Consider the following 14,088-nt stretch of genomic DNA (forward strand, 5'->3'; position numbering starts at 1 on the left):
AAGCTCCCTTTCACAGGTGGCCACATTTAGTTTTTAGGGTGTGTTGAGCTTTGTGGCTTGATCGTCGCGAGCTGAAACTCCCTCCCACAATTTCAGGCTGCCACCAGCCATAAACATAGGGATAGGGATAGGGATAGCGCAGGGCAATGAGGGTTCGGTTATCGTCCCCTCACCATTCTCAATTCACTAACCGCCCCTCCCCCTTAAAGCTCTATCCCTTTCTGGGCTTTGATGCCTTGGTCTTTGAAGGCGTGTTTGACCACTTTCATTTCGGTGACGGTGTCGGCGAGGTCGATGAGTGGTTGGGGGGCGTAGCGGCCGGTGACGATGGCGTGTTGCATGGCTGGGCGGGCTTGTAGGTCGTCGAGGACTTGGTCTAGGTCGAGGTACTCGTAGCGCAGAGCGATGTTGAGTTCGTCGAGCAGTACCATGTGGTAGCTGTCGTCTTGGAGCATGCGCTTGGCTTGTTCCCAGGCGGCGTTGGCGGCGGCGACGTCGCGTTCGCGGTCTTGGGTGTCCCAGGTGTAGCCTTCGCCCATTACGTGGTAGTCCACGTTGGGCAGGTTGCGGAAGAAGGCTTCTTCGCCGGTGCTGAACGCGCCCTTGATGAACTGCACCACGCCAACCTTCATGCCGTGGCCAAGGGCGCGGGCGAGCATGCCAAAACCGGAGCTGCTTTTGCCTTTGCCGGGGCCGGTGAGTACCAGCAAGATGCCCTGCTCTTTATCAGCGCGGGCAATGCGCTCGTTCATGATTTTTTGCTTGGCCGCCATGCGCTGGGCATGGCGTTCTGGGGTTTTGGCATTGTCGCGCATGGGGTCTCCTAGGGGTGTTTAGTGTTTACGTTTTATGCTTTCAGCACGTAGCGCAGGGTTTCCACGACCTGATCGGTGGTGGTGCACCAGGCTTGCGCTTGGGCGTCGACTTCTTTCAGCGGATGAACAATCTCTTCGCTGTGCAGGGTGATGTAGGGCTTGGCGAGTGCCGCGCAGTAGCCTGCGTCAAAGGCGGCGTTCCACTGTTTGTACTTATCGCCAAAGCGCACCACCACTAAATCCGCCTGTTCAATCATCGTGCGGGTGCGGATGGCGTTCACTTTGGAAGACTGGTGGTCGCGCCAGAAGCCGTTGTCCGGTTTGCCCAGGTGGTCGCCTGCGGCATCGGAAGCGTCGTGGTCGGTCACCGGGGCGGTGAAGACAACATCCAGGCCAGCCGCTTCTGCGCCGCGCTGGATCTCCTCGCGCCAGTCAGTGTGAATCTCGCCAGAAAGGTAGACGTAAAAGCTCATGGTAGCTCCTTTAGGGTTGGGGAGTGTCTCGCCGCTCTATGATAGCCCACTGCTGCTTTATGGAAAAACCTTCCATATTTTAGGTGGGTCGCTGCGCTGTCCCCTATCTATAACTACGCTAGGTGAATTAGTTGGCCGGTGAAGATATCCGCCACCAGTTTAGGCGCTGAAGGGAAGTAGCCATGGAAGTAGCTGGCTACCAAGGTACCATCACGATAAATCGGTTCGGCTTCGCTACCGGCCAGTTTGCGGGTGCGGGCCAGCGGCTGCATGGAGGTTTCCAGCAGCGAGTGGTGGTAGGTGTGGCCGCGCAGCTCGCCGCGTTGGGTGTGCAGGCTTTGTAGGCCTAGCGCTGTCAGCTTACCGGCCATTTTGGCGGTGCCGGGCAGCAGCCCTAACATGGCGTGACCGCTACCTTCGCCATCGACTAATTGCTCGACACAGCTCATTAACCCGCCGCACTCGGCCAGTATCGGTTTGCCTGCCCGGTGGTGAGCGCTGATCGCCTCGCGCATGGGCTGGTTGGCGCTGAAGCGGGCGGCGTGCAGCTCCGGGTAGCCGCCGGGCAGCCAGAGGGCGTCGCATTCGGGCAGTGCGGAGTCGTTGAGCGGTGAGAAGAAGTGCAGCGTTGCGCCCATCTCTTCTAATACATCGAGATTGGCGCGGTAGATAAACGCGAAGGCGTCATCTTTGGCGATGCCGATACGCACACCGCGTAAATAGTCCGGTGCAGGCGTGGGGGCGTCAGCGCTTAGCGTTACCTCTTTGGGCAAGCGGCCTAGCCCGGCCTCTTCTAACACCTTGGCGGCGGCATCTAGCTGGGCATCCAGGCCGCTCAGCTCGCTGGCTTGCACTAGGCCTAAGTGGCGGTCGGGGATTTTCATGGCGTCATGACGGGGAATTGCCCCCAGCAGCGTAATGCCTTCCGGCATGCTCTCATTCAGCAGCTTGCCGTGGCCGGGGCTGCCGATGCGGTTGGCGATCACTTCATGAATGGCGAGGTCGGGGTGGTAGTTGGCAAGGCCTTGGGCCACCGCGCCAAAGGTTTGTGCCATGCCCCAGGCATCGATCACCGGCAGCGCGGGGATGCCCGCCAGGATGGCTAAGTCCGCGCTGGAGGGCGAGCCATCAAATAGCCCCATAGAGCCTTCCACCAAAATCACGTCGGCTTCTTGGGCGGCTTTGGCTAAGCGCCAGCGGCACTCGTGCTCGCCGGTCATCCAGGGGTGCAGTTGATACACCGGCTGGCCGGAAGCGACCTCTTGCACCATGGGGTCTAAGTAGTCGGGGCCGTGTTTAAATACCCGCACGGTGCGCCCTGCGTTGCGGTGCAGCCGCGCCAGCGCCGCCGTCACCATGGATTTGCCCTGTCCGGAACCGGGGGCGCTGATAAGTGCCGCGTGTGCTTTACCCTGGAACATAACGATCCTGTTTATCGGTTAATGGTGATTCTATGTCCATGCGTTAACGGCTGAGTGTCTGCGGGTCGAACCTTTCTTTGCTAAGGTGAAGGTCTTCGTTTGATTCTATGTTCCGCTCTGTTTCTCTCACCGGAGTTTTCCGCATGCGTATTCTGTTTACTGGCGGCAGCGGCAAGGCTGGCCGCCATGCCACTGCTTATCTTCGCGATCAAGGTCATCGCGTCACCAATCTGGATTGGGCAGTATCCGACGTGCCTGGCATCACTACCCTCAAAACCGACCTGACCGATGCAGGCCAAGTGTTCAATGCGTGCCAAGCCTACGCAGGTTTCGACGAGCTTGAACCGGGCACCGGCGTGCCGCGTTACGATGCCATTGTCCATTTCGCGGCCATTCCCGCCATCCTGCATCGCCCGGATAATGAGACCTACCGCATCAATACGCTGAGCACCTACAACGTGCTGGATGCCGCCACCAAGCTGGGCATTCCTAAGGTAATCTTCGCTTCCAGCGAGACGACCTACGGCATTTGTTTTGCCGATGGCGAGAAGACACCGGACTACCTTCCCATCGATGAAGAGCACCCCACCGTGCCTCAAGATAGCTATGCGATGAGCAAGGTGGTCAACGAGGTGACCGCACGCTCCTTCCAGGCGCGTTCGGGCATCGACATCTACGGCCTGCGCATCAACAACGTTATCGAGCCCCACGAGTACCGTCAGAATTTTCCGGCCTATATGGACGACCCTGCCCTGCGCCGCCGCAACATTTTCGCCTACATCGATGCCCGCGACCTGGGCCAGATGGTCGATTGCTGCCTGAAAACGGACGGCCTGGGCTACCAAGTGTTCAACGTCGCCAACGACGATCTCTCGGTTGGCCTAACCAACGCTGAAGTGATCGAGCGCTTCTACGCTGGCGTACCCATCAAGCGCGACATGGGCGAATTCGAGACGTTCTACAGCAACGAAAAGGCCCGCCGACTGGTCGGCTTCGCACCCCGCCATACGTGGCGGGAAGAGCTAGACCACTAAGCGCTACCCTTTTATCGGCACAAACACCGGCGCGCCCTCCACCTCGACCACCGCGAGCTTTTGGCGGTAGAGGCTTTCTAACGCACTGGGCACCAGCATGGTGTCCCGTGGGCCCCAGCAGGCTTCGCCGCTGGGGTAGAGCAGCAGAATGTGGTCGCACCAGCGGGCGGCTAAATTCAAATCGTGCAGGCACATCATCACCGCGCTGCCCTGGGCGGCCTGCTCGGCCATTAGCGCCATCACCGCGCTTTGGTGGTGTAAATCCAGGTGGTTGGTGGGTTCGTCCGCCAGCCAAATGTTGGGCGCTTGAGTCAGCACCGTCGCCATGGCTACCCGCTGGCGTTCACCGCCGGAAAGCGTGCTGACCAAGCGGTGGCGAAGATGCGCCACATCCAGCGCTTCCAGGGCAGCTTCGGCGCGGGCGTAGTCGTCGGCACCTTCCATCTGCCATAGAGAAAGGTACGGGTGGCGGCCAATCAGCGCGGTCTCTAGCACCGTGGCGGGAAAGCCGTCTAGCCGCTCTTGAAACACCAGCCCTAGCTGCTGCGCCACTTGCCGCCTGCGCAGCTGGTTAAGTGGTGTGTTGCCAATCTGCACCTGCCCGGAACGGGGGACGTTCAACCCCGCCAGCGTATGCAGCAGCGTGGTTTTACCCGCCCCGTTGGGGCCAAGCACGCCCCATACTTGCCCGGGCTCGATGGTGAGGTTCAGCGCCGTGCCTGCGCTGCGCCCGGGCACGTTGATGATCAGGTCTTGAGTCGCCAAGCTGATCATCAGCGGCTCCGGTAGAGCAAAAAGAGGAACGTGGGCACGCCCAGCAGCGCGGTAATCACGCCTACGGGGAGCTGCTCGGGGGCAATCATCGTTCGCGCTAGGGTGTCGGCCAGTACCAGCAGCGTGCCGCCTGCCAGGGCGCAGGCGGGCAGAATCAGCCGCTGGTCATTGCCTAACAGCAGGCGCAGCATATGGGGCACTACCAGCCCCACAAACCCAATGCTGCCTGCGGTGGTGACGGCGGCGGCGGTTAAGAGGCTGGCGGCAATGTAGATGCCCCACTCCAGCGGGCGAACATCTACGCCGAGGGCAGCCGCTTGCTGCGGGCCACGGGCCAACACGTTGAGACTGCGCCCCAGCGGTATCAGTAGCACGCAGGTGGCCATCAACAGCAGCAAAGGCGGCCACGGCGCGCGGGCGTAGGATAAATCACCCATCAGCCAGTAGAGCATGCCCGGCAGCCGCTCGGCGGGGCTTAGCGCGAGCATCAGGGTAATCACCGCGCCCCACCCCGCGGCCACGACCACGCCCGTCAGCAACAGCCGTGAAGGCGTCCAGCCGCCGCTGCCGTGGGCTAGGCCAAAGACTAAAAACGTGGAAAGCAGCGCGCCTAGAAATGCCGAGCCGGACATCAGCACGCCGCCCACGCCTGCCAGCATGGCCGCCAGCGCACCGATGGATGCCCCGCCGGAAAGCCCCAGCACGTAGGGGTCCGCCAGCGGGTTGCGCAGAAGTACCTGCATTAACGCACCGGCCACCGCCAGCAGCCCGCCCACCGCAAAGGCGGAAAGCGCCCGTGGCAGGCGAAGCTCTATCACCATGGTGCGCGCCAGCGCATCGCCCTGGCCCTGCACCACCGCCCAGAGCTGCGCTGCCGAGAGCTGCGCGCTACCTACCGCCAGAGAAAACAGCATGGCGGCCACGGCAATCAGCGCCAGCAGGCCTAGGGGTTGCCACAGGCGCGCCACCATTAAGAGGCCCCGCGCTTTTGGCGAGTGTGTTCGAGCTTTTCACACATAAGCCGCGCGCCTTCCAGCAGGCGAGGCGTGGGCCGCTGAATTAAAGAAGGCGGCACAAAATAGAGGTTATCGCCCGTTACGGCGGCAAGATTGGGGTACTGTTCCCAGTGGGTGAGCCAGTCGCGGTTCTCCTCCCCCATGCCTCCGGCAATAATGGCCTCGGGGTTGGCCGCCAGTACGGCTTCATCATCCAAGCGCGGTACTAAGCGGTGCTGCTCGCCAAACACGTTTTCGCCGCCGCACAGCTGCACCACTTGGCCGATCAGGTGTTCATCACTAACGCCCATCAGCGGCTCGTCCCACACCTGATAAAACGTGGGTACCGGGTCGCGGTCGCTATAGCGGGCGGTGAGTGCTGCCATGCCTTCCCTGAAAGCATTCGCCGCCTGCTGCCCGATCGGTTCGGTACCGGCCAAGCGAGCTAAGCGTTCGATGGTGTGGGCGACGTCTTCCACGCTGCGCGGCTCGATGTAGAACACCGGCATGCCCAGCGCTTCGAGGGTTTCCATCTGCTCGGCGGGGTTACCGGTGACCCAGCCGATGACTAAATCAGGCGCAAGCCCGACCAGGGCTTCCAAATCGATACGGGTATGGCTGCCTACCGAGGCCACGTCTTGGGCTTCCGGCGGGTAGTCGCTGTAACTCACCACGGCCACCACCTGATCCCCAGCGCCCGCAGCGTAGGTGAGTTCCGTCGCACCGGGTGAAAGCGCGGCAATGCGGTTGGCCGAGGCGTGCAGGCACACTTCCCGGCCCCGGTCGTCTACCGCGCAGCGGCTGGGGTTGTCTGCATGAAGGGGGTTGGCAATCCCGCTGCCTAGCCATAGTAAAGCGGCGCCCAAGGCGCCGCCGATTTGCTGCTGTTTATTGGCCAAAGTGAACACTCAAGAATCCTGCCCGGCCTGCGTTGATGTAGTCAGCGCCGTCAAACGAGCGCGTGGTGACGTAGTCTTGGTCTAGCACGTTCTCTAACGTTACCCGAGCGCTCCACAGCGGCGCAAACTGCCAGCCTGCACGCAGATTCACCAAACCATACCCGCTCAGACGATCTTCGTTGGCAGCATCGCGGTAGCGATGGTTTTGCGCCACCCAAGAGCCACCCACGGACCACTCTCCCAGCTCGCGGTCTACGTCTAGGCGCAGGCTTTGCGAGGCGCGGTTTTGCAGGCGTTTGCCGGTCAGGCGGTTTTCAGGGTCGGTGTAGGTCAGCGCGGCGGCCAGCGTCCACTCGTTCACTTCGACGCCGGTGCTCAGCTCCGCACCGCGAATGCGGGTTTCCGGCACGTTGAACTGCAGCCCTTGGCCCGCAATCAGGTTGTCGATATCGGTTTGGTAAAGCGCCGCATCCCAGAACCAGCGGGCATACTGGCCGCGCACACCGACTTCTATCGACTCGGAGGTTTCAGACGCCAAGTCCGGGTTACCAAAGCCTGGGTAGTAAAGCTGGTTGTAAGTCGGCGCATTGAACGCAGTGCCGTAGTTGGCACGCAGCGTGTGGTGGCCATCCAGCTCATAGCCTACACCGATGCTGCCGGTAACTTCTTCGCCGTAAGATTCGTTATCATCAAAGCGCAGGCTGCCTTGTAGCGTGAAGGGAGCGAAGTCCAACAGGGCTTGAGTGAAAACGGCAGCGTTGCTGCGACTGGTTTCATCGTAGGCAGTGGTGCTGTCTACGCGGTCTTCACTGTACTCGGCCCCTGCGACGACTTCGTGGGCACCCACGGTCACGGTATTTTCCCAACGCGCCGTGCGTATCTTGGTATTGAACACGGAATCGCCGTAATCTGCGAAATTATCGCTTTCATCCCGAGCTTCGCTGAGCGTTAACCGACTGCGCCAGTTGTCGGCCAGCGGCAGCTCGCCGTACACGCCTGCGACCTGCTGGACAAAATCGTTTTCTCCACCGTCGTACTCGTTATGCCCACGGGCACGCAGCGCCAACACGCTTGCTTCGGCACCGTTATCGAACGTGTGCGACACGCGCGCCAGCGCGGAGGTGTTGTCGTAGCCTTTGTCGTCGCCATCACGGCGCACTGGCTGACCGTCGGTATTGAAATGGCTGCCAGAAAAACTATAGCGGGTGCCGCCCTCTTTCCCACTGATGCCGGCACTCAGCCGCTGGGTATTGAACGAGCCGCCCCCCGCCGAGATGCTCGGCTGCGGGCCTTCCTCTTCGCCCTGCGGGGTGAACAACTGAATCACGCCGCCTATAGCATCGGCCCCGTACAGGCTGCCCCGAGGGCCACGCACGATTTCCGCGCGCTCGAACATACGCGGTTCGAGGGATTGCCAAGCGGCACCGCCGCTGGTGGCTGAATTCAGGCGAATGCCGTCGATCAGCAATACGTTCTGAGCGCTGCCCGTACCGCGAATGAAGACGCTGCTGTTCTTACCAAAGCTGCCGTTACTGGAAACGTCCACGCCCGGCTGGCCGCGCAGCAGGTCGGTGATACTCACGGGGTCTTGGCGGCGCAGCGTGGCCTCGTCGATCACCGTGACCGAAGAGAGGCTATCGTTGGCGGTGCGCGGGGCCAGCGCGGCCGTCACCACGACAGGATTCAACGTGTCGGAGGCGTTCGTCGCGGTATGAGACGCGGTTTGCGCCTGAACGGCCATGGGCAATGCTGCCAAGGCGAAGGCCGCCAGAGAGGCGGAGGAGTGAAAACGATTGAACATGATGGGTCCCTTGCTCGCTGTGCTCACCCGCACAGCGTGTTTTTAGTGACCGGGCAGGGGCACACAAGGGAAACCCGTGGCTGAGCGCCACGTAACTTCTCCCTGCACATGCCCTCCGCATGCCGGTAATCCGTGGCTTTTCTAAGCCATCACTCTTAGGCCGGTCTCCGGGCTGACGAGCGAAAGGGGCCGCTTCACGTAAGCGTCGTACCTTTCCGAACGACCACCTTCCCATGCATAAGCACAGTGGCGTCTCTAGCCGTTCTTATCTCGATCACCGTTGCGGGGGCAGCGTTGGATTCACGAAAAACGTTCACCAACTTCCCGTTTAACTGATGGCGTTAGTGCCACCAGCACCTGAGAGTGCGCGTAAACTAGCAACTTGTTAGGGGTTGGTCAATTTGCCGCCTCGCCTTTCAGCGCCCGCACCAGGCCGTGGCGCACGTACCACACGTGCTCGGCGTGGGCGGCAGCGTCTTGGGTGAACCAGCCGCTCAAATCACGCAGGCGGCGCTGTTCGCGGGCTACGGGCACCAGACCGCGCCCCAATTCGTTGGCGATGATCACCAGCGTCACATGATCCGCGGCCGCGGCTAACGACAGCCGCTGTAAATCTTCTCTCCACTGGGCGCGCCATTCGTCGCTGCTAAAGTCGGAATCCAGCGCGGCGGTGAGCCACTCGAAGAGGCCATGAAGCACCAGCGGCGTGTTGGGCAACATGACGTGAGAGACTTCGTGAAGGCGCTGACCGGGGGCTAACCGCCACCACACCGCGCCGGGAAAGCGTTGTTTTACAGCGTCGCGCTTACCTGCGCTGGCACCGCCGATGAACAGTTGCATTGCCATTCTCCTTTTCCATCCTCACCTGCTTGAAACGCGAGCTGCCAGCGCCGTCCTTGGGCTTGATGAACGATCCCCTCCCAAAAATCGAGAGTTTCAAAGCGGCGGCGTAGCTCACGAATGACGCCGCCGTGAGTGACCACCAACACTTTTTGATAACCGTGTTGTTGGGTGTGTGTCGCTACATCGTCGAGCCACGCATTCAGCCGTTCACGCAGTTGACCAGAGGACTCCCCGCCCGGAATTTGCAGCTCTCCGGCGCTATCTATCCAGGCGCGATAGTGCGGCAATTCTTTTAATTCATCGTAAACCTTGCCTTCGTACTCGCCAAAGTCGAGCTCCCGCAGGCGTGGCTCCACATACACGGGAATGCCCGGTTTAGCCGCCTGCGACCAAGCCAGGGTTTCCTGGCAGCGGCCTAGGTCGCTGGCATAAATGGCGTCGAAACGTTCGTCGGCCAGGGCCGCGCGCAGCGCTAGAAGCCCCTCCTCCGCGTCGGGAAACAGTAGCGGAATGTCCCGCTGTCCCTGGTAACGGCGCTCTAGATTCCAGGCGGTGATACCGTGACGAACTGCCACCAGCTCCACATTAAGATCAGTAGCCAAAGCTCTCCTCCTTCGATGGTGGCACCGACCATATCCCCGTTGATGCCGTTAAATAAGCGCAGCAGCGCTAAGCGCGCCAGCGTGACCCAACACACCACCCCTAGCAGCCACAGTGGTGCTAACGGCCATGGCATGGCGAGCGGTAGCAGCGGCAAAAGCGCCAAACCAACGTCGCGGCGACCCAACGACTGCTGCCAGCTCCACGCCAGGCCCCGTGAGTGGGCGCATGGGGTCAATATAAGTAGCGCGACTCCCGCCCAGCGCCCCAGCGCGGGCACGATCATCAGCCACCACAGCGGCGCGTGATACTGCAGCAGCGCCCAGAGCAACACGCCCTTCCAGGCCAGCAAAAACAGCAGCGCGAGCATACCGAAGCTGCCGATTTGCGGGTCTTTCATGATCTCCCAGCGCCGTTTAAGAGGCTGGTTGCTGCCCAGCGCATCGGCCAGATCCATCACGCCATCCAGATGCAACCCACCCGTGACGCCGACCCACACGCTGAGCAGTATCAGCGCGCTTATGGGCGTGGGAGTGTGTGCGTATTCCAGCAGTAACGCGGCTAGCGCGAGCAAGCCGCCGATGAGCAGGCCGACGAGCGGATAGGCGCGAATGGCCCAGCGGCGGGTGTCAGGCGTCCAGGGGCAGGCCACCGGAATGGGCAATCGTGTCAAGAACTGCAGGGCCAGCAGCCCACCGTAAAGGACGTTGTTCACGTATTCGCGACCGCCTTCCAATCGACGCCCTGGCCGGCCACCACTTCGACCACCCGCTCCGCCTCGGCGGCCAGCCAGCGATGCAGCATTTGCAGAAATTCGACATAGCGCAGTGTATAGGGGTCGTTGGGTAGCGGCGCTTCGTTCAGATCGTTGGAAACGATGACGAGGGTAATGTCTCGCGCCCGGGCATCCTGAAGGCAGCGTACCAGCAGCGCGAACCCCTCGGTCGTGGAGAGCGGATCGCTCTCATCGGCGTTGGCATTGAACATGACTTGGCTCGCCCAGAGGGTAAGGCAATCCAGTAGGGCGGCATGGCCGTTAGGTACTTGCGCGATGGCTTGGTCGATGGCCAGCGGTGCCTCCAGCGTCACCCATGCAGACGGCGCACCGTCTGCCTCTCGCTCGGCTTGGTGACGTGAGACCCGCTCGGCCATCTCGTCGTCGTATATGTCAGCGGTGGCCACGTAAAAACACGGTTTGCCGTTGGCGGCTTGCAGGACGCACTGTTCAGCGACGTGACTCTTACCGGAGCGTGCGCCCCCACTAACGAACACAATCATGTAACACCTTTAACAATCGATCATTTGCCGAGCCATCGCGCACGGCCAGCCGCAGCCAATCACCGTCGAGCGCTGCAAAGCTGTAGGTATGCCGCGCCAGCATACCGTGATGCAGCAAGCGTTCAAGCAGCAGCACGCTGGAAAGCCCGCGCTGGCACAACGCTGGACCTGGCCGCACCAAATAAAAGCAGCTATGGCTGGGCACCACGGTAAGCCCTGCCTCTGCCAGCGCTTGCCCCATGCGCGGCTGTTCGCGCGCCAGCCACTGCCGCGTGCGCTGGGCAAAGGCCGTATCCGCCAACAGCGGTGCCACCAGCTCGGCAGCGAGGTGATTCACGCTCCAGGGCGGCTGATGGCATGCCAAGGCGGCAACGCGCTCGGCACTCGCCAGCACGTATCCCAGGCGTAGCCCGGGCAGCGTGTAAAATTTGGTCATGGAGCGCAGCAGCACAAGCTGCGGGTAGTAGGCTAGCAGCGGCGTGAGTGGCTCGGCATCGAGGGCGAGATCGATAAACGCTTCATCCACCACTAGCGTTGCCGTGGAGGGCATGCACGAGAGCAAACGCTCAATTTCCGTAGCAGAGATCAGTGTGCCGGTGGGATTATTGGGGCGGCATAGAAAGATCACGTCTGCTTGGAGGACACCCGCGTCGAGCGCTGCCACTTGCAGACCGAAACAAGGTGCCTCAAGGGCAGTTTCCGTTACCACTAGCCGATGCGCTGCGCAGGCCCTGGCATACTCACCAAAGGTGGGTGTTACGATCAGCCCGCGCTGGCCTGCATGAAGGGCAGCGGCCAAAAAAATGGCGTCTGCCCCGCCGTTGGTGAGCAGCACTTGCTCCGGCGCTATGCCCTCATGTTCGGCAATGGCTTGCCGCGCGGCGCGGTAGCTGGGCTCCGGGTAGCGGCTTAACCCGCTAAAACGTTCAACCAACCAATCCGCCACCCAGGGCGGCGGCCCCAGCGGGTTGAGGTTAGCGCTCACATCCTCGACCGGGTGATCGGCAGGCAGCCCAAAGCGCTTCAATAGCGCCGCTGCGTCGCCGCCATGGTTTGGCCAGGTAGTGGAAGTCATCTCAGCCCCCAGAGAGTCAACGCGGCTAAGGTAAAGAACAGCAGCCACCCGCCGTGCATCAGCTGCAGCGTCATGGAAATATGCGCCACGTTGAGCGGCATTTGCCCGCTCCCCAAGGTCGCCCGATGAGAGGCCACTCCCTGATACACATTAGTGCCGCCTAGCTGCACGCCCAGCAGATTCGCTACCATCGCTTCCGGCCATCCGGCGTTGGGGCTGGGGTGGCGCGGCGCTTCCCGGCAGGTGGCGGCCAGCGCGCCTCGCCAGCGTGATACGGTGACGCCTCGCCCTATCAAGCCGCTGCCCGCTAGCCATAAACAGAGCGCCGTCAGCCGAGCGGGCAGCCAGTTGGCGATATCGTCGAGCTTGGCGGACGCGTAGCCGAAATCCGCGTAGCGCTCGTTGCGATAGCCCACCATGGAATCGAGCGTGTTGATCGCTTTGTACGCTAGCGCCAGGGGCGCGCCGCCGATAACGGCAAACAGCAGCGGCGAGGTAATGCCATCCACGGTGTTCTCGGCAACGGTCTCTACCGCACCTCGTGTGATCTCGGGTTCATCCAGTGAGTCGGTATCGCGACCTACGACCATCGACAGCGCAAGACGAGCGGCGGCCAGATCCCCTTGGGCTAGGGGTTGGGCGATGGCTTTCCCGGCCTCGGCAAGTCCTTTGATCGCCAGCGTGGTGGCCAGTAGCCAAAGCTCGGCGGCGAGGCCTAGCCAAGGGTGAAGCTGGGTCAGCAGGGTCACTACCAGCCACGCGGCGGTGAACGTGCCCAGTACGATCACCGCCGTCAGTAAAAAGCCCATTGCGCGGCGGTACTGGGCGCTGCCGTGGTTCCAGCGCCGCTCCAGGGCGCTGATGCCCCGACCGATGATCACTACCGGATGCGGCAGCGCGCGGGGGTCGCCCACGATGAGATCGAGCACGATGGCCAGTGCGACAAGCGTCACCGAGGCGGGCAGCAGGCTCATACTCCGCCGCTGCTCACGCCCGCCTTCGTAAAGGTAGCCATGTCGCTGAGCATTGAGGCGGCGGCCTGTACCAGCGGGAACGCCAGTACGGCGCCGCTGCCCTCCCCCAGACGCATACCCAGTGCCAGAAGCGGCTCGGCTTCTAGTGCCGCAAGCGCGGTGGCATGGCCAGATTCTTCGGAGCGATGACCAAAGATGAGATAATCGCGCACCGCCGGAGATATGCGACACGCCGTCAGCGCGGCAACGGTGGCGATGAAGCCATCGACGATGGCGGGTAGTCGATGGGTGGCAGCGGCCAAATAGGCCCCCGTCATGGCGGCAATCTCCAGCCCGCCGAGTTTGCTGAGTACGTCTAAAGGATCGTCGGCGTTGGCTTGGCGGGCGTGTAGCGCCTGCTCGATCACCGCCGCCTTGTGCGCTTGCTGGGCGCTGCTTATCCCGGTCCCCGCGCCGACCACCGACGCCACCGGCACCTGGATGAGCGCCGCCAGCATGGCGCTGCTGGCGGTGGTGTTGGCAATGCCCATTTCACCGACGATGATGCTCCTCGCGCCCTGACCCGCCAAACGCTCTACCGTGTCGGCACCCACACCGATGGCGCACAGCGCTTCCTCTCGGCTCATGGCGTCTTCCCGCACCATGTTCGCCGTACCGGCGCGCACCTTGGCACCGACCACGCTCGGCAGTGACAGCGGTGACGCCACCCCTACATCGACCACGTCGACCTGAGCGCCCATCTGACGAGCGAAGACATTGATGGCTGCTCCCCCCTGGGCGAAATTCGCCACCATCTGAGCGGTCACTTCCTGGGGAAACGCCGACACCCCCTCGTCGGCCACGCCGTGGTCGGCAGCAAACACGGCCACGCCCGGCGGAGAGACGCGCGGTTTGCGCTGGCCGGTGATGGCACTCAACTGAATGGCGAGCGTTTCGAGCCGGCCTAGACTGCCGGGGGGTTTGGTCAGCGTATCGAGATATGCCCGGGTGCGCTCACCCTCGGCGCTATCTACCGCGCGAATGCGCGCCAGGAGTGACTGAAGTCGCTGTTCGGCGGTCGGCTCGTTGTCCATCACAATTCTCCACAGGCTGGTGGCGCAGGATAG

Annotated in this window: 15 protein-coding genes and 1 riboswitch; of the genes, 1 reads left to right on the plus strand and 14 read right to left on the minus strand. The window is 62.1% G+C overall.

Annotated features, from left to right (window positions below; all coding sequences use genetic code 11):
• Positions 1-203 precede the first annotated feature (203 nt).
• From cobO to NH398_RS13240, 3 genes are all read right to left on the minus strand, one after another.
• Complete coding sequence (gene cobO, locus NH398_RS13230; RefSeq protein ID WP_253018918.1) at positions 204-815, minus strand: cob(I)yrinic acid a,c-diamide adenosyltransferase; 612 nt, start codon at positions 813-815, stop codon at positions 204-206.
• 32 nt (positions 816-847) lie between these two features.
• Positions 848-1,288 carry a YtoQ family protein gene (locus NH398_RS13235; protein ID WP_159341857.1) on the minus strand — a complete coding sequence of 147 codons (441 nt, stop codon included), beginning with the start codon at positions 1,286-1,288 and terminating at the stop codon, positions 848-850.
• A 113-nt stretch (positions 1,289-1,401) separates the two neighbouring features.
• On the minus strand, positions 1,402-2,709 hold the full coding sequence (locus NH398_RS13240) for a cobyrinate a,c-diamide synthase (RefSeq protein ID WP_253018919.1): 1,308 nt from the start codon (positions 2,707-2,709) through the stop codon (positions 1,402-1,404).
• 143 nt (positions 2,710-2,852) lie between these two features.
• Here NH398_RS13240 and NH398_RS13245 point away from each other — a divergent pair, with 143 nt between their 5' ends.
• Positions 2,853-3,743 (plus strand): NAD(P)-dependent oxidoreductase, encoded by an 891-nt coding sequence (locus tag NH398_RS13245; RefSeq protein WP_253018920.1) that lies wholly within the window; start codon positions 2,853-2,855, stop codon positions 3,741-3,743.
• Positions 3,744-3,746: 3 nt separating this feature from the next.
• Here the strand turns inward: NH398_RS13245 and NH398_RS13250 are convergent, their stop codons facing one another.
• From NH398_RS13250 to cobT, 11 genes are all read right to left on the minus strand, one after another.
• A complete protein-coding gene (locus tag NH398_RS13250) occupies positions 3,747-4,517 on the minus strand; it encodes an ABC transporter ATP-binding protein (protein ID WP_253018921.1) in 771 nt (256 codons plus the stop codon).
• Entirely contained in the window at positions 4,517-5,488 is a 972-nt protein-coding gene (locus NH398_RS13255; protein ID WP_253018922.1) for an iron ABC transporter permease, read from the minus strand. Before NH398_RS13255 ends, NH398_RS13250 begins: the two co-directional genes overlap by 1 nt.
• Positions 5,488-6,420 carry a cobalamin-binding protein gene (locus NH398_RS13260; protein ID WP_253018923.1) on the minus strand — a complete coding sequence of 311 codons (933 nt, stop codon included), beginning with the start codon at positions 6,418-6,420 and terminating at the stop codon, positions 5,488-5,490. Before NH398_RS13260 ends, NH398_RS13255 begins: the two co-directional genes overlap by 1 nt.
• Positions 6,401-8,212, minus strand: a complete 1,812-nt coding sequence (locus NH398_RS13265; protein WP_253018924.1) for a TonB-dependent receptor — start codon at positions 8,210-8,212, stop codon at positions 6,401-6,403. The genes NH398_RS13260 and NH398_RS13265 overlap by 20 nt, the downstream gene beginning before the upstream one ends.
• A gap of 140 nt (positions 8,213-8,352) precedes the next feature.
• Positions 8,353-8,588, minus strand: a riboswitch (cobalamin riboswitch).
• Positions 8,589-8,608: 20 nt separating this feature from the next.
• Positions 8,609-9,052, minus strand: coding sequence for a bifunctional adenosylcobinamide kinase/adenosylcobinamide-phosphate guanylyltransferase (locus NH398_RS13270; RefSeq protein ID WP_253018925.1), 444 nt, complete (start codon positions 9,050-9,052; stop codon positions 8,609-8,611).
• The gene (locus tag NH398_RS13275; protein WP_253018926.1) at positions 9,004-9,657 is read right to left on the minus strand and encodes a histidine phosphatase family protein; all 654 of its coding nucleotides are present in this window, start codon (positions 9,655-9,657) and stop codon (positions 9,004-9,006) included. The genes NH398_RS13270 and NH398_RS13275 overlap by 49 nt, the downstream gene beginning before the upstream one ends.
• The gene (gene cobS / locus NH398_RS13280; RefSeq protein ID WP_253018927.1) at positions 9,594-10,370 is read right to left on the minus strand and encodes an adenosylcobinamide-GDP ribazoletransferase; all 777 of its coding nucleotides are present in this window, start codon (positions 10,368-10,370) and stop codon (positions 9,594-9,596) included. The genes NH398_RS13275 and cobS overlap by 64 nt, the downstream gene beginning before the upstream one ends.
• Positions 10,367-10,933 carry a bifunctional adenosylcobinamide kinase/adenosylcobinamide-phosphate guanylyltransferase gene (locus NH398_RS13285; RefSeq protein ID WP_253018928.1) on the minus strand — a complete coding sequence of 189 codons (567 nt, stop codon included), beginning with the start codon at positions 10,931-10,933 and terminating at the stop codon, positions 10,367-10,369. The genes cobS and NH398_RS13285 overlap by 4 nt, the downstream gene beginning before the upstream one ends.
• Entirely contained in the window at positions 10,917-12,008 is a 1,092-nt protein-coding gene (gene cobD / locus NH398_RS13290; RefSeq protein ID WP_253018929.1) for a threonine-phosphate decarboxylase CobD, read from the minus strand. The genes NH398_RS13285 and cobD overlap by 17 nt, the downstream gene beginning before the upstream one ends.
• Positions 12,005-12,982, minus strand: a complete 978-nt coding sequence (gene cbiB, locus NH398_RS13295) for an adenosylcobinamide-phosphate synthase CbiB (protein WP_253018930.1) — start codon at positions 12,980-12,982, stop codon at positions 12,005-12,007. Before cbiB ends, cobD begins: the two co-directional genes overlap by 4 nt.
• Positions 12,979-14,055, minus strand: a complete 1,077-nt coding sequence (gene cobT, locus NH398_RS13300) for a nicotinate-nucleotide--dimethylbenzimidazole phosphoribosyltransferase (RefSeq protein ID WP_253018931.1) — start codon at positions 14,053-14,055, stop codon at positions 12,979-12,981. Before cobT ends, cbiB begins: the two co-directional genes overlap by 4 nt.
• Between the last annotated feature and the right edge of the window lie 33 nt (positions 14,056-14,088).

The sequence above is a fragment of the Halomonas sp. CnH100-B genome, from assembly GCF_024124605.1.
GTDB lineage: Bacteria > Pseudomonadota > Gammaproteobacteria > Pseudomonadales > Halomonadaceae > Vreelandella.

Excerpts from the sequence above, each read along its gene's own strand:
- NH398_RS13270 (WP_253018925.1), bottom strand. The coding sequence starts at position 9,052 with ATGCAACTGTTCATCGGCGGTGCCAGCGCAGGTAAGCGCGACGCTGTA.
- NH398_RS13285 (WP_253018928.1), bottom strand. The coding sequence starts at position 10,933 with ATGATTGTGTTCGTTAGTGGGGGCGCACGCTCCGGTAAGAGTCACGTC.
- NH398_RS13245 (WP_253018920.1), top strand. The coding sequence starts at position 2,853 with ATGCGTATTCTGTTTACTGGCGGCAGCGGCAAGGCTGGCCGCCATGCC.
- cobD (WP_253018929.1), bottom strand. The coding sequence starts at position 12,008 with ATGACTTCCACTACCTGGCCAAACCATGGCGGCGACGCAGCGGCGCTA.
- NH398_RS13240 (WP_253018919.1), bottom strand. The coding sequence starts at position 2,709 with ATGTTCCAGGGTAAAGCACACGCGGCACTTATCAGCGCCCCCGGTTCC.
- cbiB (WP_253018930.1), bottom strand. The coding sequence starts at position 12,982 with ATGAGCCTGCTGCCCGCCTCGGTGACGCTTGTCGCACTGGCCATCGTG.
- NH398_RS13250 (WP_253018921.1), bottom strand. The coding sequence starts at position 4,517 with ATGATCAGCTTGGCGACTCAAGACCTGATCATCAACGTGCCCGGGCGC.
- cobO (WP_253018918.1), bottom strand. The coding sequence starts at position 815 with ATGCGCGACAATGCCAAAACCCCAGAACGCCATGCCCAGCGCATGGCG.
- cobT (WP_253018931.1), bottom strand. The coding sequence starts at position 14,055 with ATGGACAACGAGCCGACCGCCGAACAGCGACTTCAGTCACTCCTGGCG.
- NH398_RS13235 (WP_159341857.1), bottom strand. The coding sequence starts at position 1,288 with ATGAGCTTTTACGTCTACCTTTCTGGCGAGATTCACACTGACTGGCGC.
- NH398_RS13255 (WP_253018922.1), bottom strand. The coding sequence starts at position 5,488 with ATGGTGGCGCGCCTGTGGCAACCCCTAGGCCTGCTGGCGCTGATTGCC.
- NH398_RS13265 (WP_253018924.1), bottom strand. The coding sequence starts at position 8,212 with ATGTTCAATCGTTTTCACTCCTCCGCCTCTCTGGCGGCCTTCGCCTTG.